General features: G+C 59.7%; 14 protein-coding genes. 12 read left to right on the top strand and 2 right to left on the bottom strand.

Annotated features, from left to right (window positions below; genetic code table 11):
• Positions 1 to 139 precede the first annotated feature (139 nt).
• Genes LU196_RS06460 through LU196_RS06450 form a run of 3 tightly spaced genes read left to right on the top strand, consistent with a single transcriptional unit; the run spans position 140 to position 1,704 of the window.
• A complete protein-coding gene (locus LU196_RS06460) occupies positions 140 to 466 on the top strand; it encodes a YqcC family protein (protein ID WP_232758766.1) in 327 nt (108 codons plus the stop codon).
• Positions 466 to 1,245 (top strand): tRNA pseudouridine(65) synthase TruC, encoded by a 780-nt coding sequence (truC, locus tag LU196_RS06455; protein ID WP_232758768.1) that lies wholly within the window; start codon positions 466 to 468, stop codon positions 1,243 to 1,245. Before LU196_RS06460 ends, truC begins: the two co-directional genes overlap by 1 nt.
• A 12-nt stretch (positions 1,246 to 1,257) precedes the next feature.
• Positions 1,258 to 1,704 carry a flavodoxin gene (locus LU196_RS06450; RefSeq protein WP_232758770.1) on the top strand — a complete coding sequence of 149 codons (447 nt, stop codon included), beginning with the start codon at positions 1,258 to 1,260 and terminating at the stop codon, positions 1,702 to 1,704.
• Positions 1,705 to 1,773: 69 nt separating this feature from the next.
• On the opposite strand, the gene garD is transcribed toward LU196_RS06450, so the two are convergent.
• Entirely contained in the window at positions 1,774 to 3,333 is a 1,560-nt protein-coding gene (garD, locus tag LU196_RS06445; protein ID WP_232758771.1) for a galactarate dehydratase, read from the bottom strand.
• 505 nt (positions 3,334 to 3,838) lie between these two features.
• Here garD and LU196_RS06440 point away from each other — a divergent pair.
• From LU196_RS06440 to LU196_RS06415, 6 genes are all read left to right on the top strand, one after another.
• Entirely contained in the window at positions 3,839 to 5,185 is a 1,347-nt protein-coding gene (locus LU196_RS06440) for an MFS transporter (protein WP_232758773.1), read from the top strand.
• A gap of 9 nt (positions 5,186 to 5,194) precedes the next feature.
• Positions 5,195 to 6,541 (top strand): glucarate dehydratase family protein, encoded by a 1,347-nt coding sequence (locus LU196_RS06435; protein ID WP_232758774.1) that lies wholly within the window; start codon positions 5,195 to 5,197, stop codon positions 6,539 to 6,541.
• 10 nt (positions 6,542 to 6,551) lie between these two features.
• Positions 6,552 to 7,883, top strand: a complete 1,332-nt coding sequence (gene gudD, locus LU196_RS06430; protein WP_232758775.1) for a glucarate dehydratase — start codon at positions 6,552 to 6,554, stop codon at positions 7,881 to 7,883.
• A gap of 51 nt (positions 7,884 to 7,934) precedes the next feature.
• Positions 7,935 to 8,702 carry a 2-dehydro-3-deoxyglucarate aldolase gene (garL, locus tag LU196_RS06425; RefSeq protein WP_232758776.1) on the top strand — a complete coding sequence of 256 codons (768 nt, stop codon included), beginning with the start codon at positions 7,935 to 7,937 and terminating at the stop codon, positions 8,700 to 8,702.
• Between the two features lie 19 nt (positions 8,703 to 8,721).
• Entirely contained in the window at positions 8,722 to 9,606 is an 885-nt protein-coding gene (gene garR / locus LU196_RS06420) for a 2-hydroxy-3-oxopropionate reductase (protein WP_232758777.1), read from the top strand.
• Between the two features lie 84 nt (positions 9,607 to 9,690).
• Positions 9,691 to 10,830: a glycerate kinase gene (locus LU196_RS06415; RefSeq protein ID WP_232758778.1), complete on the top strand. Its 1,140-nt coding sequence runs from the start codon at positions 9,691 to 9,693 to the stop codon at positions 10,828 to 10,830.
• 33 nt (positions 10,831 to 10,863) lie between these two features.
• Here the strand turns inward: LU196_RS06415 and barA are convergent, their stop codons facing one another.
• Complete coding sequence (barA, locus tag LU196_RS06410) at positions 10,864 to 13,596, bottom strand: two-component sensor histidine kinase BarA (protein ID WP_232758779.1); 2,733 nt, start codon at positions 13,594 to 13,596, stop codon at positions 10,864 to 10,866.
• Positions 13,597 to 13,687: 91 nt separating this feature from the next.
• Here barA and rlmD point away from each other — a divergent pair, with 91 nt between their 5' ends.
• The 3 genes from rlmD (at position 13,688) to mazG (ending at position 18,140) form a co-directional block, all read left to right on the top strand.
• Positions 13,688 to 15,004 carry a 23S rRNA (uracil(1939)-C(5))-methyltransferase RlmD gene (gene rlmD / locus LU196_RS06405; RefSeq protein WP_232758780.1) on the top strand — a complete coding sequence of 439 codons (1,317 nt, stop codon included), beginning with the start codon at positions 13,688 to 13,690 and terminating at the stop codon, positions 15,002 to 15,004.
• 32 nt (positions 15,005 to 15,036) lie between these two features.
• On the top strand, positions 15,037 to 17,271 hold the full coding sequence (gene relA, locus LU196_RS06400) for a GTP diphosphokinase (RefSeq protein ID WP_232758781.1): 2,235 nt from the start codon (positions 15,037 to 15,039) through the stop codon (positions 17,269 to 17,271).
• 77 nt (positions 17,272 to 17,348) lie between these two features.
• Positions 17,349 to 18,140, top strand: a complete 792-nt coding sequence (mazG, locus tag LU196_RS06395) for a nucleoside triphosphate pyrophosphohydrolase (RefSeq protein WP_232758783.1) — start codon at positions 17,349 to 17,351, stop codon at positions 18,138 to 18,140.
• Positions 18,141 to 18,177: the final 37 nt, after the last annotated feature.

The following is an 18,177-nucleotide window of genomic DNA, read 5'->3' as shown; positions in this document are numbered from 1 at the left end:
AGCAGGGAGCATCGGAGTAGCGGGAATGCTGCAAACGAACCGGGAGCACTGTGTTAACAGTGCTCCCTTTTTTTATCCTTTTTTACCCTCGCCGCGACTAATGCTATGCTTGCCGCCCCATTTTCACCGGAGGGCGCTTATGCTGCCGTCTTTACTTATTCAGCAGCTGCAGCAGATTGAAGCCGTGCTGCGCGAACACGGTCACTGGCAGGCCAACCCGCCTGACGCGCAAGCGTTTAACAGTACCCAACCCTTTTGTCTGGATACCTTGCAACCGCTGGAGTGGCTTCAGTGGGTGTTGCTGCCACGCTTGCAGGCGCTGATGACCGCCAATGCGCCGCTGCCGACCAATTTTGCCGTGGCGCCGTACTATGAAGTGGCGCTGCCACCCACCACGCCGGGCTACGGTGCGCTGTTGACCACGCTCACGCGGCTGGATGCGCTCTTCAGCGAGCCTGCGGTCTGATGCTGGAGATTCTCTATCAGGATCCCTGGCTGGTGGCGGTCAATAAGCCCGCCGGATGGCTGGTGCATCGCAGCTGGCTCGATCGCAAAGAAAAAGTGGTGGTGATGCAGACGGTGCGCGATCAGATAGGGCAGCACGTGTTTACCGTGCATCGCCTCGATCGTCCCACCTCCGGCGTGCTGCTGATGGGCCTGTCCAGCGACGTGGGGCGCCTGCTGTCGCAGCAGTTTGAACAGCACCACATCAAAAAGACCTATCATGCCGTGCTGCGCGGCTGGCTTAACGGCAGCGATACGCTCGATTATCCGCTCACCGAGGAGCTGGATAAGATCGCCGACAAATTTGCCACTGAACCTCGTGTGCCGCAGCCCGCCGTGACCGACTATCAGTCGTTGGCGCAGGTTGAGATGCCTGTCGCGATTGGTAAATACGCCAGCGCACGGTATACGCTGGTGGCGTTGTCGCCGCATACCGGACGTAAGCATCAGCTGCGTCGGCATATGGCCCACCTGCGTCATCCTATTATCGGCGACAGTAAACACGGCGATCTGCGGCAGAACCGCGCCGCTGCGGCGCATTTTGGTCTGGATCGGTTGATGCTGCACGCCAGCGCCTTGAGCCTCACTCATCCGGTGACCGGCGAACCGTTGGTGATCCGCGCCGGCATGGATAATGTCTGGCAGCAGATGAGCGCACAGTTCGGCTGGAATGCGGCGATTCTCAATGTCGCCGGGGTTGAGTTTACCCCAGCGTCCGGTCAGGATAAGCCGACCGTTTAAAGGAGTGAGACAATGGCAAAAATAGGCATTTTTACAGGTACCGTTTACGGGAACGCGCTCTTAGTGGCAGAAGAAGCAGAGCCGGTATTAAAGGCGCAAGGCCACGAGGTCAGGGTCTTTGAGGATGCAACGCTCGCTGACTGGCAGGCATACAGCAGTGACATCGCACTGGTGGTGACCTCCACGACCGGCCAGGGCGATTTGCCGGACAGCATCGCGGGGCTGCATCAGCAGATCCGCGAGCGGCTGGGCTACCAGCCTGAGCTGCGCTATGGCGTGATTGCGCTGGGCGACAGCAGCTATGAGCATTTCTGCGGCGCGGGCAAAACCTTCGATGCCACCCTGCAGGATCAGCAGGCGCAGCGCATCGGAGAGGTGCTGCTGGTGGATGCCGTGGAAAACCCAGAGCCGGAAAGCGTGACCACGCCGTGGGTAGAGCAGTGGGGCAAGCTGCTCTGACTGCGGCTGCCCTCCGTCTCATGGGCTAACGTGGGGCGCAGGTTCAACGTCCCACGTTATCAGCGCCGCTCAGGTCACGGGTGCCGGATTAAACACCGCCAGCTGATTATGCAGCCCCCAGCGATCGGACCACGTCTGCTTGCGCCCGCTGGCGATATCCAGAATTAATTCAAACAACCGCCAGCCAACCTGCTCAATGCTCTCTTCGCCGGTGGCGATCGTGCCCGCGTTGATATCCATTAAGTCATGCCAGCGCGCCGCCAGCGTATTGCGCGTGGCCATCTTGATAACCGGAATGGCCGCCAGGCCATAGGGCGTGCCGCGTCCGGTGGTAAACACCTGCAGTGTAATGCCCGAGGCCATCTGCTGCGTACCGCAAACGAAATCGCTGGCGGGCGTAGCGGCAAAGATTAGGCCGCGTTGCGTCGGACGCTGCCCGGGAGACAGCACTTCGACAATCGGGCTACGTCCCGATTTCGCGATGGAACCGAGCGCTTTTTCGACCACGTTCGCCAGGCCGCCCTTCTTGTTGCCGGGCGAGGGGTTGGCGCTGCGATCGGTTTGTCCCATACGCAGGTAGTCGTCATACCACGCCATCTCCTCCAGCAGCCGTTTACCCACCGCCTCGCTCGCAGCGCGCGGCGTTAAAAGATGAATCGCATCGCGCACTTCGGTTACTTCAGAGAACATGACCGTTGCGCCGCAGCGCACCAGCAAATCCGTGGCAAAGCCCACAGCGGGATTGGCGGTTACGCCAGAAAAGGCATCGCTGCCGCCGCACTGCGTGCCCACCACTAACTCAGCGGCAGGGCAGGTTTCGCGCTGTCGCTGGTTGAGTTTTTTAAGATGGCGCTCGGCCACCTGCAGAATGTCATCCACCATGCTGCCAAAGCCCACATGGCGCTCATCCTGCAGGCGCACAATGTCATTCTCCTCCAGCGAAATGGCCTGCACGTCCGGCGTGCCGAGCAGCAGTTTTTCTGGCTGTAGCTTTTCGCAGCCCAAGCCGACCACCATCACTTCGCCGCCAAAATTTGGGTTAAGCGCGAGGTTGTGCACGGTGCGGATCGGCACGACGGCGGCAGGTGCATTAATGGCAACGCCACAGCCATAGAGATGGTTCAAGGCCACCACGCCATCGACGTTGGGGTAACGCGGCAGCAGATCGCGCTCGATGATCTTGACCACGTGATCCACCACGCCCGCCACGCAGTGCACGCTCGTCGTAATACCCAGTAGATTGCGGGTACCGACGCTGCCATCGGCGTTGCGATAGCCCTCAAACGTATACCCTTCCAGCGGCGGCAGCGTCGGCGGCACCTGGGTTGCCAGCGGAAGCTGCGCCAGCGGCGGCGCATCCGGCAGCCTGACCAGCGACTCATCAATCCAACTGCCCGCAGCGATTGGGCGCAGCGCGTAACCAATCACCTCGCCATAGCGCACGATGGCTCCCCCCTGTGGAATTGCCAATAACGCCACCTTATGTCCCTGCGGCACGTGCTCTGTCAGCGCCAGACCGCTGTCAAACCGGGTACCCGCGGGCAGCCCCTGCGTATTGACCACGATCGCGACGTTATCGGCGTCATGGACCTGAATAAAGAGCGGTTTCTCGCTCGGCGGTCGGTTCATTGCTTACCTTCCTGTTAGGGCGCTGTTCATGGCAGCGCGGTTGCCTGCTTTTATCACGTCATCACCGTTTGCCAGCCTCAGTATAAACAGCGGCAAACCGCGCGGGCATTGTGCAACTGACTGGCTTTAAGGTGATTTATCGCGCGCCTTTGTTTCATTTATCCAAATGCAAGCGAGCAACCTCACAAACTCAGCGCCCGCGACCGGTTTACTTCCCATCGGCGGCACAAAAAAGCGCGTTTCGTGAGCCACTGCGCAACGCTATGTGCATATGCCATAAAACCGGTTTTATTTATCGAGAAACCTCGGGCGTTCTTCCAATGTTTCAGCGCAGGGCTGTTCCTATACTGATTTCCGTTTTGCCACGTTTGGTTATTCGTCACGACGCATCATCGTTTTGCCATAACAACAATCGCCGTGTTTAACCCAACATCATTCTGATACCCAACGCGATGTGTATGCAGTCAGAGTAGATGTAGCGTTCGCTATATTTCAGGAGTGCATCATGAACAGTTACAGCCAGACTGCGGAGGCGGTGCAAAAACGCACCAATGCGCGCTACTGGATTGTGGTGATGTTATTTATCGTCACCTCGTTCAACTACGGTGACCGCGCAACCATTTCGATTGCCGGTTCTGCCATGTCCAAAGAGATCGGCCTCGACGCAGTGGGTCTGGGCTATATCTTCTCTGCTTTTTCATGGGCTTATGTTATCGGCCAGATCCCCGGCGGCTGGCTGTTAGACCGCTTTGGTTCAAAGCGCGTCTACTTCTGGAGCATTTTTCTGTGGTCGCTGTTTACGCTGCTGCAAGGCTTCGTCGATATCTTTAGCGGCTTCGGCATTGTGGTCTCTCTGTTCCTGCTGCGCTTTATGGTGGGTCTGGCGGAAGCGCCGTCGTTTCCTGGCAACAGCCGCATTGTGGCCGCCTGGTTCCCGGCGCAGGAACGCGGTACCGCCGTGGCGATTTTCAATTCGGCGCAGTATTTCGCCACGGTGATCTTTGCCCCCATCATGGGCTGGCTGGTGGCCGAAGTCGGCTGGGCGCACGTGTTTTGGTTTATGGGCGGGCTGGGCATCATTCTCAGCTTTGTCTGGCTCAAAGTGATGCATGACCCAAATACGCATCCCGGCGTCAACAAAGCCGAGCTGGAATATATGGAGCAGGGCGGGGCGCTGATTAACATGGACGCGGAAAAAGCGACGCGCAAAGTCAGCTGGGATGAAAAGTGGTTTCAGATTAGACAGCTGCTCTCGACCCGCATGATGTGGGGTATCTACCTCGGACAGTATTGTGTGAATGCCTTGACCTATTTCTTTATCACTTGGTTCCCGGTCTACCTGGTACAGGCGCGCGGCATGTCGATTCTCAAAGCGGGCATGGTGGCCTCAATACCGGCGATTTGTGGCTTTCTTGGCGGCGTGCTGGGCGGCGTGATCTCCGATTACCTGATGCGCAAAACCGGCTCGCTGAACATCGCGCGGAAAACGCCCATCGTACTCGGCATGCTGCTTTCGATCTCCATGGTGATGTGCAACTACACCGAAACCGAATGGGTGGTGGTGCTGTTTATGGCGCTGGCCTTCTTTGGCAAAGGCATCGGTGCGCTGGGTTGGGCGGTAATGGCCGATACCGCGCCCAAAGAGATCAGCGGACTGAGCGGCGGCCTGTTCAATATGTTCGGTAATTTCTCCGGCATCGTCACGCCGATTGCGATTGGTTACATCATCGCCACCAGCGGTTCGTTCGAAGGCGCGCTGGTTTACGTCGGGATCCATGCGTTTGTGGCCGCGTTCAGCTTCCTGGTGATCGCCGGGGATATCAAACGCGTTGAGCTGAAAACCCGCGCTTAAGGAGTGAATATGTCCACACAATGTTCCCCAATCATCACGGAAATGCAGGTCATTCCGGTGGCGGGCTACGACAGTATGTTGCTCAATATTGGCGGCGCGCACAGCGCCTGCTTTACCCGCAATATCGTGGTGCTGACCGACAGCGCAGGCCACGTTGGCGTCGGCGAAGCGCCCGGTGGCGAGACTATTCTCCAGACGCTGAACGCGGCGATTCCACACATCAAAGGGCAGCAGGTGGCGCGCCTGAACCGGCTGGTGCAGCAGGTGCACAAGGGCAACCAGTCGGCGGATTTTGACACCTTTGGCAACGGTGCCTGGACCTTCGAACTGCGCGTTAACGCCGTGGCGGCGCTGGAGGCCGCCCTGCTCGATCTGCTCGGTCAGTGCCTCGGTGTGCCGGTGGCCGAGCTGCTGGGACACGGGCAGCAGCGCGAAGCCGTTACCGTACTGGGCTATCTGTTCTATGTGGGCGATCGCCATAAGACCGATCTGCCCTATCAGGCGGGTACCCCCGACCAGCACGCGTGGTATCAGCTGCGCCACGAAGAAGCCGTGACGGCGGACGCCGTGGTGCGGCTGGCGGAGGCCGCACAGGATAAATACGGCTTCAAGGATTTCAAACTCAAGGGCGGTGTGCTGCCCGGCGAGCAGGAGCTGGAGACGGCGGTGGCGCTGAAAAAACGCTTTCCTGACGCGCGCATTACCGTGGATCCCAACGGGGCGTGGCGGCTGGATGAAGCAATTGCGTTGTGCAAGGGCATGCACGAGGTGCTGACGTACGCCGAAGATCCCTGCGGTGCCGAGCAAGGCTACTCTGGGCGCGAAGTCATGGCGGAGTTCCGGCGCGCCACCGGGTTACCGGTGGCCACCAACATGATCGCCACCAACTGGCGTGAACTGCAGCACGCGGTGCGGCTCGATGCGGTCGATATCCCGCTGGCCGATCCGCACTTCTGGACGCTGAGCGGCGCAGTGCGCGTGGCGCAGCTGTGTGACGACTGGGGAATGACCTGGGGCTGCCATTCAAACAACCACTTTGACATCTCTCTGGCCATGTTTACCCACGTTGGCGCGGCGGCGCCGGGCCAGCCGACAGCCCTCGATACACACTGGATCTGGCAAGAGGGCGATCAGCGCCTGACCAAAGAACCGCTGCAGATTCGACACGGCAAGATTGCCGTGCCGGATAAGCCGGGCTTGGGCATCGAACTGGACTGGGACCGCCTGCATCAGGCGCATGCACGCTATAAGTCCCTGCCCGCGGGCGGGCGGAATGACGCCACGGCCATGCAGTATTTGGTTCCCGGTTGGTCTTTTGACCGCAAGCGTCCGGCCTTCGGGCGCGGTCATGCATAAGGAGCAGGAAATGAGTCAGACACCGAAAATCACCGCCATGCAGGTTATTCCCGTCGCGGGGTACGACAGCATGCTGCTGAACCTGAGCGGGGCGCACGCACCGTTCTTCACGCGCAACATCGTCATCGTCAAAGACAACGCGGGCCATACCGGTGTGGGAGAGATCCCTGGCGGAGAGAAGATTCGTCAAACGCTGGAGGATGCGGCGGCGCTGGTGGTCGATAAAACCGTAGGGGAGTACAAAAACATTTTAAATACGGTGCGCAGCACCTTTGCCGACCGCGATGCGGCGGGGCGCGGTAATCAGACGTTTGACCTGCGCACCACCATTCACGTGGTCACCGGTATTGAGGCGGCGCTGCTGGACCTGCTCGGGCAGCACCTTGGCGTTAACGTGGCTTCGCTGCTGGGCGAAGGCCAACAGCGCGATAGCGTCGAGATGTTGGGCTACCTGTTCTACGTCGGCGATCGCCAGAAAACCACGCTGCCGTATCAAAGCCAGACGCAGGAGGCCTGCGACTGGTATCGCCTGCGTCATGAAGCCGCGCTAACGCCTGACGCCGTTGTGCGCCTCGCCGAAGCCGCGTATGAGAAGTACGGCTTTAACGATTTCAAACTCAAAGGGGGCGTGCTGCGCGGCGGCGAAGAGGCTGAGGCGGTCACGGCGCTGGCGAAGCGCTTCCCGCAGGCGCGCATCACCCTCGATCCCAACGGCGCCTGGTCGCTGAATGAGGCGATTCTGCTCGGCAAGCAGCTGAAAAACGTGCTGGCCTACGCCGAAGATCCGTGCGGTGCGGAGCAGGGCTACTCCGGGCGAGAGGTGATGGCGGAGTTTCGTCGCGCCACCGGCTTGCCGACCGCCACCAACATGATCGCCACCGACTGGCGGCAGATGGGCCATACGCTGTCGCTGCAGTCGGTTGACATTCCGCTGGCCGATCCGCACTTCTGGACGATGCAGGGGGCGGTGCGCGTGGCCCAAATGTGCCACGATTTCGGCCTCACGTGGGGATCGCACTCCAACAACCACTTCGATATTTCGCTCGCCATGTTCACCCACGTTGCCGCGGCGGCGCCCGGCGCGATTACCGCCATCGACACCCACTGGATCTGGCAGGAGGGCAATCAGCGCCTGACCAAAGCGCCGTTCGAAATAGTGGGTGGCAAAGTGCAGGTTCCGCAGACGCCCGGATTGGGCGTGGAACTGGATATGGATCAGGTGATGCAGGCCCATGCGCTGTATCAAAAACACGGTCTTGGCGCGCGCGACGACGCTCAGGCCATGCAATTCCTCGTACCCAACTGGACGTTTGATCATAAACGGCCCTGCCTGGTGCGCTAACCCTTTGGCGCTTCCCCCACGGAAGCGCGGTGAAACACAGGAGTGACACTGATGAGTAATGCCTGGCCCAACGCGTTCCGTCGTCGTTTACTGGCGGGTGAAACCTTGATTGGCAGCTGGTGCGCGCTGGCCAATCCCCTGACCACCGAAGTGCTGGGGCTGGCGGGATTTGACTGGCTGGTGCTCGACGGCGAACACGCGCCCAACGACATCACCACCTTTGTACCCCAGCTCATGGCGCTTAAAGGCAGCGCCAGTGCCGCCGTGGTGCGGCCCCCGTGCAACGAACCGGTCATCATCAAGCGCCTGTTGGATATTGGTTTTTATCACTTTTTAATTCCCTTTGTGGAAACCGAAGAAGAAGCGCGTCGCGCCGTGGCTTCAACGCGCTATCCGCCCGCGGGCATCCGCGGCGTCTCCGTCTCTCACCGCAGCAATATGTACGGCACGCTGCCCGACTATAACGCCACCATCAACGACAACATCACGCTGCTGGTGCAGATCGAAACGCAGCAGGCGGTGGATAACATTGACGCCATTGCGGCGGTTGAGGGCGTTGACGGCATCTTTGTTGGCCCCGGCGATCTCTCGGCGGCGCTAGGCTACCTCGGCCAGCCGGCGCATCCGGAAGTGCTGAAAGTGATCCAGCACGTGTTTGCCCGCGCCAAAGCCGCAGGCAAGCCGAGCGGCATCCTCGCGCCGGTGGAGGCCGATGCACGACGCTACCTTGAGTGGGGCGCCAGTTTTGTGGCGGTAGGCAGCGATTTGGGGGTATTCCGCCAGGCGACGCAGGCCCTGTGTGACAAATTCAAGCAGTAACTGACCAAGAGGAAAGGCAATGAAAATTGGATTTATCGGCCTGGGCATTATGGGCAAACCGATGAGTAAAAACCTGGTGAAAGCCGGTTATTCGCTGGTGGTGCGCGATCACCATCCGGAAAATGAAGCCGAACTGGTGGCACTGGGGGCCCGGGTGGCTAGAACCGCCAAAGAGATGGCTGAGCAGGTAGACGTGGTGATCACCATGGTGCCCAACTCGCCGCAGGTCAAAGCGGTATGCCTGGGCGCCGACGGCATTGTGGCGGGCGCGCGCCCGGGCTTAGTGGTGATCGACATGAGTTCGATTGCGCCGCTGGCGAGCCGTGAGATCCACGACGCGCTGGCCGAAAAGGGCATCAAGATGCTGGACGCGCCGGTCAGCGGCGGTGAGCCCAAGGCCATTGACGGTACGCTGTCGGTGATGGTCGGCGGCGATCGCGCGCTCTTTGACGGTTGCTACGACATCCTGAAAGCCATGGCGGGATCGGTGGTACATACCGGAGAGATTGGCGCAGGCAATGTCACGAAGCTGGCCAATCAGGTGATCGTGGCGCTAAACATCGCGGCGATGTCAGAAGCGCTGTCGCTGGCAACCAAAGCCGGTGTTGATCCGGAAAACGTGTTCCAGGCGATCCGCGGAGGCCTCGCGGGCAGCACCGTTCTGGAGGCCAAAGCGCCGATGGTGCTGGATCGCAACTTCAAGCCAGGCTTTCGCATTGACCTGCACATTAAAGATCTGGCGAACGCGCTGGATACCTCGCATGGCATCGGCGCGCAGCTGCCGCTGACGGCGGCGGTGATGGAGATGATGCAGGCGCTGAAAGCAGACGGTAAGGGCACTTCCGACCACAGCGCGCTGGCCTGCTATTATGAAAAATTAGCCCAGGTCACGATCGCTCGGTAGCCGCGGGCCCGGCATGTGCCACTGTCGGGCCGCTTAGCTTTAGCCGGACGACGGTTCCGCTTCCCTTACGCGCTCGGATTGCCTATGAAAATTGTCATCGCTCCGGATTCATACAAAGAGAGTTTATCGGCCCTGGCAGTGGCTACCGCTATTGAAGCAGGGTTTCGCGAAATATTTCCCACCGCTGAATTTGTCAAAATTCCGGTCGCCGATGGCGGGGAAGGCACGGTGGACGCGATGGTGGCCGCGACCCAGGGACAAATTATTCGGTTAACCGTCACTGGACCGCTGGGGCAGCCCGTAGACGCGTTTTACGGGCTGTCAGGCGACGCAGGTACGGCGTTTATTGAAATGGCGGCCGCCAGTGGCCTGGAGCTGGTACCCGCGACACAACGCAATCCGCTGATTACCACCTCTTTTGGCACCGGTGAGCTGATCAAGAACGCGCTGGATCGCGGCGTCGGGCATATCATCATCGGCATTGGTGGCAGCGCCACCAACGATGGCGGCGCCGGTATGGTGCAGGCGCTGGGGGCCCGCCTGCTGGATGCGCAAGAGCGGCAAATTGGCTTCGGCGGCGGCGCGCTGCCAGCGCTGGCGCGTATCGATATCGCGCAGCTGGATGCGCGTCTCGCCCGGTGCCGCATTGAAGTGGCCTGCGACGTCACCAATACGTTGATCGGTGAGAAAGGGGCGTCGGCGATCTTTGGCCCGCAAAAAGGCGCTACGCCGGAGCGCGTGGCGCAGCTGGACCGGGCGCTGGCGCATTTCGCGCAGATCATTCAGCGCGATCTGGATCGCGATGTGCTCGACATTGCGGGCGGCGGTGCGGCGGGCGGCATGGGCGCGGCGCTGCATGCGTTTTGTCAGGCGGAGCTGCGTCGCGGTATTGAGATCGTCACCGAAGCACTGGGCCTGGCGGAGCAGGTTGAGGACGCCGATCTGGTGATCACCGGCGAAGGGCGCATCGACAGCCAAAGTATCAACGGCAAGGTGCCGATTGGCGTGGCGCAGGTTGCCAAACGGTTCGACAAACCGGTGATTGGCATTGCGGGCAGTTTAACCGCCGACGTCGGCGTGGTGCATGAGCATGGCCTGGACGCAGTCTACAGCGTGCTGTTTAGCGTGGGCACGCTGGAAGATGCGCTGGCGAATGCGGCGCAGAACGTGCGCCTCACCGCGCGCAACGTGGCAGCCACCCTGCGCATCGGCCAGCAACTCTAACCCAGGCGCATTGCCCACCGGCGGGATCGGCGCTTAGCCTTCTGCGGCCAGTACCCGCCGCGCTTCGCGCGCCACGTTGTCCATTTCATCGCACAGCTCCAGCAGCTCTGGCTCCAGCGCGGCGATATCACTTGCCTGATGCAAGCTTCTTTCTAACTGCTGACACAGCTGCTTAAGGCGCGGCACGCCGCTGTAGCTGGCGCTGCCGTGCAGTTTATGAATCGTTTCACGCAGGCTAACCACGTCGTTTGCAGCAATACCGTTCGCCACGCGCGTCTCAACCTCGGGCATAAAATCCAACAGCATTTGTAGCAGATCGCGCGCCAGCGCAGGCTTATTCGCCGCCTGACGCAGCGCCAGCGGCCAATCAAGTGACGGCGGCAACGCAGGGGGCATTATCGCCGAGAGCGCGCCAACGGGCGCATAGCGCCGCAGCAGCTGGCTAAGCTTGTCCTCGTCAATCGGCTTCGCCAGATAGTCATTCATCCCGGCGCTGATCAGCTGTTCGCGTTCCCCGTCCAGGGCATGGGCGGTGACGGCCACAATCGGCGTCTGCGCATGCAGCGGCAGGCTGCGGATAATCTCACTGGCGCGGATGCCGTCGATCTCTGGCATCTGGATATCCATTAAAATCACGTCCAGCTTGTGCTGCTTGGCTTGGTGAATGGCCTGGGCGGCGTTATCGCAGAGCAGAATGTGCTGCACTTGCTCCTCCAGCAGCGTGCCAATCAGTTTTAAATTAGCGGGATTATCATCCACCGCCATGACCGTTAGCGGGAGGCGCGCATCGCCGTGGGCGGCGGCGCGATGGCCGTTGGGCAGATCCAACAGCATCGGCAGCAGGCGCGTCAGCGAAACCGGTTTAGCAATACAGCCTGCAACGCCGCGCGCCCGCAGATCGTCAGCATAGAGCATCATTTCGCCCGGCAGCGCCAGCAGCACCTGGTCGGCCCGCGCGCGCAGCTGCGCAATCAGCGCATCGGGAAGGGGCGTGGAATAGGGCGGATTGACTGGCAGGCCCATCAACAGCAGCGGGAAACGCTGCTCGGGCATCTCATCCAGGCTGGCGAAATGCGTGACCTGTAGCGGTGTGATGCTCAACATTTCTTGCACCACCTTGGCGACTGCCGCATGCGGTTCAACATAGGCCAGGCGCGTGGCGCGCAGATCGTCCAGCACGCGGGGGATGGCCGGTGCATTCGGATTCAGATCGAGCTGAATGTGCACGCGGAAAATCGACCCCTGATTCGGCTGGCTGGAGAAGGCGATTTCCCCGCCCATCTCTTTGACCAGCTTTTGGGTAATCACCAGGCCAAGCCCAGTGCCGCCGTGTCGCCGTGAAATGCTGGCGTCCGCCTGGCGAAACGCCTGGAACAGCTGCGTCTGCTGCTGCTCGGAAATGCCGATGCCGGTGTCGTGCACCTGAAGCTCCAGCCCAACGCGGGTGCCGCTGAGACTGCGCAGTTCAACGCGCAGATCGATATGACCGCGCTCGGTAAATTTGATCGCATTACCGATCAGGTTAATCAGGATTTGCTGCAGGCGCAGCGGATCGCCAATCACATTGTCCGGCACCTGTTTTTCCAGACACACGGTGATCTCCAACCCTTTTTCGTGCGCGGAAGGGGCCAGCAGCACCAGCGTCTCATCCAGCGTGGCGCGCAGCGGGAAGGGAATCGATTCCAGCACCAGTTTTCCCGCCTCGAGTTTGGAGAAGTCCAGCACGTCATTGATGATGCTCAACAGATTGATCGCCGAGCGTTCAATAGTGGTCATATAATCGCGCTGGTTAGTGCTGAGGCCGGTTTTGAGCATCTGGCGCGTAAAGCCAATGACGCCGTTGAGCGGCGTGCGCAGCTCATGGGACATATTGGCAAGAAACTCGGACTTGATACGCGCGGCTTCCTGGGCGCGTTTTTTGGCCAGATCCAGCTCAACGTTTTGAATTTCCAGCTGCTCCAGCGTTTCACGCAGGTCATAGGTGGCCTGGTCGATATTCTGCTGCATCTCTTCGTGGTAGGCGGTGAGCGACATGGCCATCGCGTTGATGCCATTCTTCAAAATGCTCAGTTCCCCCAACATGTAACCCTCGACGCGGCTGTCGAGCTGGCCGCGGCGGATGCGGTCCACGGTGGAGACCATATTGCGGATAGGTCCGGTTACATCGCGCATCAGCCGATAGGCAAACAGCATCGCGATGCACAGGCAAAACAGCAGCAGCAGCGTGGCAACAAATACCTCTTTGTACTGCGCCAGCCGCACCGATTGTAGATCCAACGCAATCGCCACATACCCCAGCGGATTGCCGTCAGGTTTTGCCTCTTCGTCCGACGGCTCATCCACTGAATAGCCTTCGGCGACGATCGGCGTACGCAGCACCATCAGATTGCCATGGCGCTCTTCCGATACGCCTTCCTGCAGCGAGGCGGGATCCTCTTTTTGCAATAGCGCGATGTTTTGATTGCTGTTGGAGGTGACGTAAACGCGATTATGGTTGTCGAAAACCGTAATGGAACGGACAATATCGGAGTGGCGACGGTGCAGCAGACTGACCAGAGCGCGAATTGAATCCCGGTTATGCCATGTCATGCCGTACTCGCTGGATACCGCCAGCGGTTCGATAATATTGGCGCCCGCATCGCGGACCTGATGCTGCAATTCGTTGTAGCGATGAACCACAAAGAAGGTGCTGAGCAGCAGGCCGATCATCAGGGTTGGCGCCAGTATTAAAATCATCATTCGCGCCCGCAGGCTGTATTTGGTCATAATTGTGGCCTGGTCGCTCTTGGCATTTTTCATTCCTGTGCGCGCCCCATGCGTGGCAGCACACCGACTTATAGTGAGAATTCACAATACTATGGCGCAATTTTACTCCGCAAAACAGCGTGTGACGACCAAGCAGCGGATCACCGTCACGGTCGAGGATCTCGATCCCTTTGGTCAGGGCGTAGCGCGCCATAATGGCAAAGCGATGTTCGTGAGCGGCGCGCTGCCGGACGAGCAGGCCGACGTCACGGTGTTGGAGGATAAACGACAATTCTCACGCGCCAAAGCCGTAAAAATCCATCATCCCAGCGCCGAGCGCGAGACGCCACGCTGCGTGCACTTTGGCGTGTGCGGCGGCTGCCAGCAGCAGCACGCGTCGATTGCGCTGCAACAGGCGAGCAAAGCGCGGGCGTTGAGCCGGCTGCTGGGCCGAGAGGGCGCGTCACCAGTGACGGTCGATGCCATCCTCAGCGGCAGTCACTGGGGCTATCGCCGCCGTGCCCGGCTGGGGTTGCAGTGGCAGCCCAAACAGCAGCGCTTGCTCATGGGCTTTCGTCAGGCGGCAAGCAACGACATTGTCGCGGTGAAGCAGTGCCCCGTTTTGGTGCCCCAGCTTGAGGCGTTGCTGCTGCCGTTGCACCACTGCTTAAGCGGCTTACAGGCCGTGAGACGACTGGGCCACGTGGAACTGGTGTTGGCCGATAACGGGCCGCTGATGGTGCTGCGTCACCTCGATCCCCTGAGCGCCGGGGATCGTGCTGAATTGGAACGCTTTTCGCATAAGCACCAGCTGATGCTGTGGCTGGACGATGGCAGCGCTCACCCGCAGCGCATCGGTGACGGCGAACCCTTTTATCGCATCCACGATCTGACGCTGCAGTTTCATCCGCAGGATTTCATTCAGGTCAACGCGGAGGTCAATCAGCAGATGGTATCGACCGCGCTGGCGTGGCTAGATTTGCAGCCCGCCGACCGCGTACTGGATCTGTTTTGCGGCATGGGCAACTTCACATTACCGATAGGAAAGCGCGTACAAATTGCGGTGGGTGTGGAGGGGGTTGCAGCATTAGTGCGTCAGGCAGAGTATAATGCACAGCGGAATAACCTGAGTCACGTCCGCTTTTTCCAGCATAATCTGGAAGAGGATGTCACCCACCAGGCGTGGGCGCGTCAGGGCTTTAACAAGGTATTACTGGACCCGGCGCGCGCCGGAGCCGCAGGCGTGATGGCGCATATCGTTAAACTTGCGCCGCAGCGTGTGGTCTATGTGTCCTGTAATCCCACCACACTCGCGCGCGACAGTCAGGTATTGCTGTCGGCGGGCTACCATTTGGAAAAGGTCGTGATGCTGGATATGTTTCCCCATACCCGTCATCTCGAATCCATGGTGCTGTTTAGCAAAGAGTAAGCGACGGCAACATCATTACGGCAGGAGAGGATATGGTTGCGGTTAGAAGTGCGCATTTGAATACGGCGGGGGAGTTTGCCCTCGACCAGTGGATAGCCAGCTTAAGTATTACTAATCCGCAATCCTGTGAGCGATTGGCGGAAACATGGCGCTACTGTGAAGCCGAAACGCACGGTCATCCCGATCAACCTCTGCTGCTGTGGCGCGGTATTGAGATGGTGGAAATACTGACCATGCTCAGTATGGACATCGATAGCCTCCGCGCCGCGCTGCTGTTTCCGCTCGCCAACGCCGACGTGGTTAGCGAGGACGCGCTGGAGGAGGCGTTTGGCAAGGGCATCGTCTCGCTGGTGCACGGCGTGCGCGACATGGACGCCATTCGCCAGCTAAAAGCTATCCACAACGACTCCATGGCCTCCGAGCAGGTCGATAACGTGCGCCGCATGCTGTTAGCGATGGTGGAAGATTTCCGCTGCGTGGTTATCAAGCTGGCCGAGCGCATTGCGCATCTGCGCGAAATGAAGGACGCGCCGGAAGACGAGCGCGTGCTCGCGGCCAAAGAGAGTACCAATATCTACGCGCCGCTGGCGAACCGCTTGGGCATCGGCCAGCTCAAATGGGAACTGGAAGATTACTGCTTCCGCTACCTGCATCCGGACGAATACAAGCGTATTGCCAAACTGCTGCATGAGCGCCGCATCGACCGCGAACAGTACATCGAAAACTTCGTGGATAACCTGCGGAAAGAGATGCAGAAAGAGGGCGTGCGCGCAGAAGTGTATGGCCGTCCCAAACATATCTACAGCATCTGGCGCAAGATGCAGAAAAAATCGCTGGCGTTCGATGAACTGTTTGACGTGCGCGCCGTGCGTATCGTTGCCGAGCGTCTGCAGGATTGTTACGGCGCGCTGGGCACGGTGCATACGCTTTATCGCCACCTGCCAAGCGAGTTTGACGACTATGTCGCCAACCCCAAGCCCAACGGCTACCAGTCAATCCACACCGTGGTGCTGGGTCCGCAGGGAAAAACCGTGGAAATCCAGATCCGCACGCGTCAGATGCATGAAGATGCGGAGCTGGGCGTGGCCGCGCACTGGAAATACAAAGAAGGGCCCACCGCCAGCAGCGCGCGCGGTGCCGCCGGGCACGAAGAGCGCATTGCGTGGCTGCGTCGCCTGATTAGCTGGCAGGAAGAGATGGCCGACTCCGGCGAAATGCTGGAGGAGGTGCGCAGCCAGGTGTTCGACGATCGCGTCTACGTGTTTACGCCCAAAGGCGACGTGGTGGATCTGCCTGCCGGCTCCACGCCGCTGGATTTTGCCTATCACATTCATAGTGATATCGGTCATCGCTGCATTGGCGCGAAAATCAGCGGACGCATTGTGCCCTTTACCTATCAGCTGCAGATGGGCGATCAGATTGAGATCATCACCCAGAAGCAGCCGAATCCTAGCCGCGATTGGCTTAACCCCAATCTCGGCTATATCACCACCAGCCGCGGGCGCTCCAAAGTCCACGCCTGGTTCCGCAAGCAGGATCGCGACAAGAATATTCAGGCGGGCCGTCAGATTCTCGACAGCGAGCTGAGCCAGCTCGACATCAGCATGCGCGAGGCGGAGAAAGTCTTGCTGCCGCGCTATAACGTGAGTTCGCAGGACGAGCTGCTGGCGATGATTGGCGGCGGCGATATTCGCCTGAATCAGATGGTGAACTTCCTGCAGGCCAAGCTGCACAAGCCGAGCGCGGAAGAGCAAGATCGCGAGGCGCTGCGCCAGCTGACGCAGAAGTCGTATCAGCCTGCGTCGTCGCGTAAGGAGAGCGGCCGCGTGGTGGTTGAGGGCGTCGGCAATCTGCTGCACCACATTGCCCGCTGCTGCCAGCCGATTCCCGGTGACGATATCGTAGGCTTCATTACGCAGGGGCGCGGTATCTCCATCCACCGTGCCGATTGTGACCAGCTGAGCGAGCTGATTTCGCACGCGCCAGAGCGCATCGTGGATGCCGTATGGGGCGAGAGCTACTCCAGCGGCTATTCGCTGGTGGTGCGCGTCACCGCCAACGATCGCAGCGGCCTGCTGCGGGATATCACCACAATTTTGGCTAATGAAAAGGTCAACGTGCTGGGCGTTTCCAGCCGCAGCGACACCAAAAAGCAGCTCGCCACCATCGACATGGACATTGAAATCTATAACCAGCAGGTGCTGGGTCGGGTGCTGGCACGCCTGAATCAGGTGCCGGATATCATTGATGCCCGCCGCCTGAATTAAGCGTTTTTGCGCAGCGGACCGTACTCACAGGTCGCCTTACCGGCGGCCTTTTTTATCGTAAAATTTGAGGAAATCCCATGACTGCCATCGATCGGCTTCTGACCATTATGCAAACCCTGCGCGATCCGGCGCGCGGCTGTCCGTGGGATCGGGAGCAGACCTTTACCTCTATCGCGCCTTACACGCTGGAAGAGACGTATGAAGTGCTGGACGCTATCCAACGCGAGGATTTTGACGATCTGCGCGGAGAACTCGGCGACCTGCTGTTTCAGGTGGTGTTCTATGCCCAAATGGGGGCCGAGCAGCAGCGCTTTGATTTTGATGACATCTGTCACGCGATCAGTGACAAGCTGGAGCGACGTCACCCGCACATCTTCGGTGATGAAAAAGCGGAAAACGCGCAGGCGGTACTGCGCAACTGGGAAGCGATAAAACAGCGTGAGCGGGCGGAGAAATCCCAGCATTCGGCGCTGGATGATATCCCCAAAGCCCTGCCGGCGCTGATGCGGGCGCACAAAATCCAGAAGCGCTGTAGCAGCGTCGGCTTTGACTGGGACAGCCTGGGGCCGGTGTTGGATAAAGTGCATGAAGAAATTGATGAAGTGATGCACGAAGCGCAGCAGGCGGTGATCGATACCGACAAGCTTGAAGAGGAGATTGGCGACTTGCTGTTTGCTACGGTCAACCTTTCACGCCATCTGGGCAGCAAAGCCGAAGTGGCGCTGCAGAAAGCCAACGACAAATTTGAGCGTCGTTTCCGCGAAGTCGAGGCGATTGTCGCGCAGCAGGGCCTCACCATGGCGCAGGCGACGCTGGCGCAGATGGAAGCAGCGTGGCAGCAGGTTAAAGCGGGTGAAAACAAGGGGTAGCCTTCAGGGGCAGCGTGCGTGATTATTCCTGCGCTGT

The organism is Pantoea sp. Mb-10, assembly GCF_021272205.1.
GTDB lineage: Bacteria > Pseudomonadota > Gammaproteobacteria > Enterobacterales > Enterobacteriaceae > Pantoea.
This window is presented reverse-complemented; position numbering and strand designations above follow the sequence as displayed.

What these genes read in the sequence shown, in the direction of transcription:
- LU196_RS06460 (WP_232758766.1), top strand. Translation starts at nt 140, where the DNA reads ATGCTGCCGTCTTTACTTATTCAGCAGCTGCAGCAGATTGAAGCCGTG.
- truC (WP_232758768.1), top strand. Translation starts at nt 466, where the DNA reads ATGCTGGAGATTCTCTATCAGGATCCCTGGCTGGTGGCGGTCAATAAG.
- LU196_RS06450 (WP_232758770.1), top strand. Translation starts at nt 1,258, where the DNA reads ATGGCAAAAATAGGCATTTTTACAGGTACCGTTTACGGGAACGCGCTC.
- garD (WP_232758771.1), bottom strand. Translation starts at nt 3,333, where the DNA reads ATGAACCGACCGCCGAGCGAGAAACCGCTCTTTATTCAGGTCCATGAC.
- LU196_RS06440 (WP_232758773.1), top strand. Translation starts at nt 3,839, where the DNA reads ATGAACAGTTACAGCCAGACTGCGGAGGCGGTGCAAAAACGCACCAAT.
- LU196_RS06435 (WP_232758774.1), top strand. Translation starts at nt 5,195, where the DNA reads ATGTCCACACAATGTTCCCCAATCATCACGGAAATGCAGGTCATTCCG.
- gudD (WP_232758775.1), top strand. Translation starts at nt 6,552, where the DNA reads ATGAGTCAGACACCGAAAATCACCGCCATGCAGGTTATTCCCGTCGCG.
- garL (WP_232758776.1), top strand. Translation starts at nt 7,935, where the DNA reads ATGAGTAATGCCTGGCCCAACGCGTTCCGTCGTCGTTTACTGGCGGGT.
- garR (WP_232758777.1), top strand. Translation starts at nt 8,722, where the DNA reads ATGAAAATTGGATTTATCGGCCTGGGCATTATGGGCAAACCGATGAGT.
- LU196_RS06415 (WP_232758778.1), top strand. Translation starts at nt 9,691, where the DNA reads ATGAAAATTGTCATCGCTCCGGATTCATACAAAGAGAGTTTATCGGCC.
- barA (WP_232758779.1), bottom strand. Translation starts at nt 13,596, where the DNA reads ATGACCAAATACAGCCTGCGGGCGCGAATGATGATTTTAATACTGGCG.
- rlmD (WP_232758780.1), top strand. Translation starts at nt 13,688, where the DNA reads ATGGCGCAATTTTACTCCGCAAAACAGCGTGTGACGACCAAGCAGCGG.
- relA (WP_232758781.1), top strand. Translation starts at nt 15,037, where the DNA reads ATGGTTGCGGTTAGAAGTGCGCATTTGAATACGGCGGGGGAGTTTGCC.
- mazG (WP_232758783.1), top strand. Translation starts at nt 17,349, where the DNA reads ATGACTGCCATCGATCGGCTTCTGACCATTATGCAAACCCTGCGCGAT.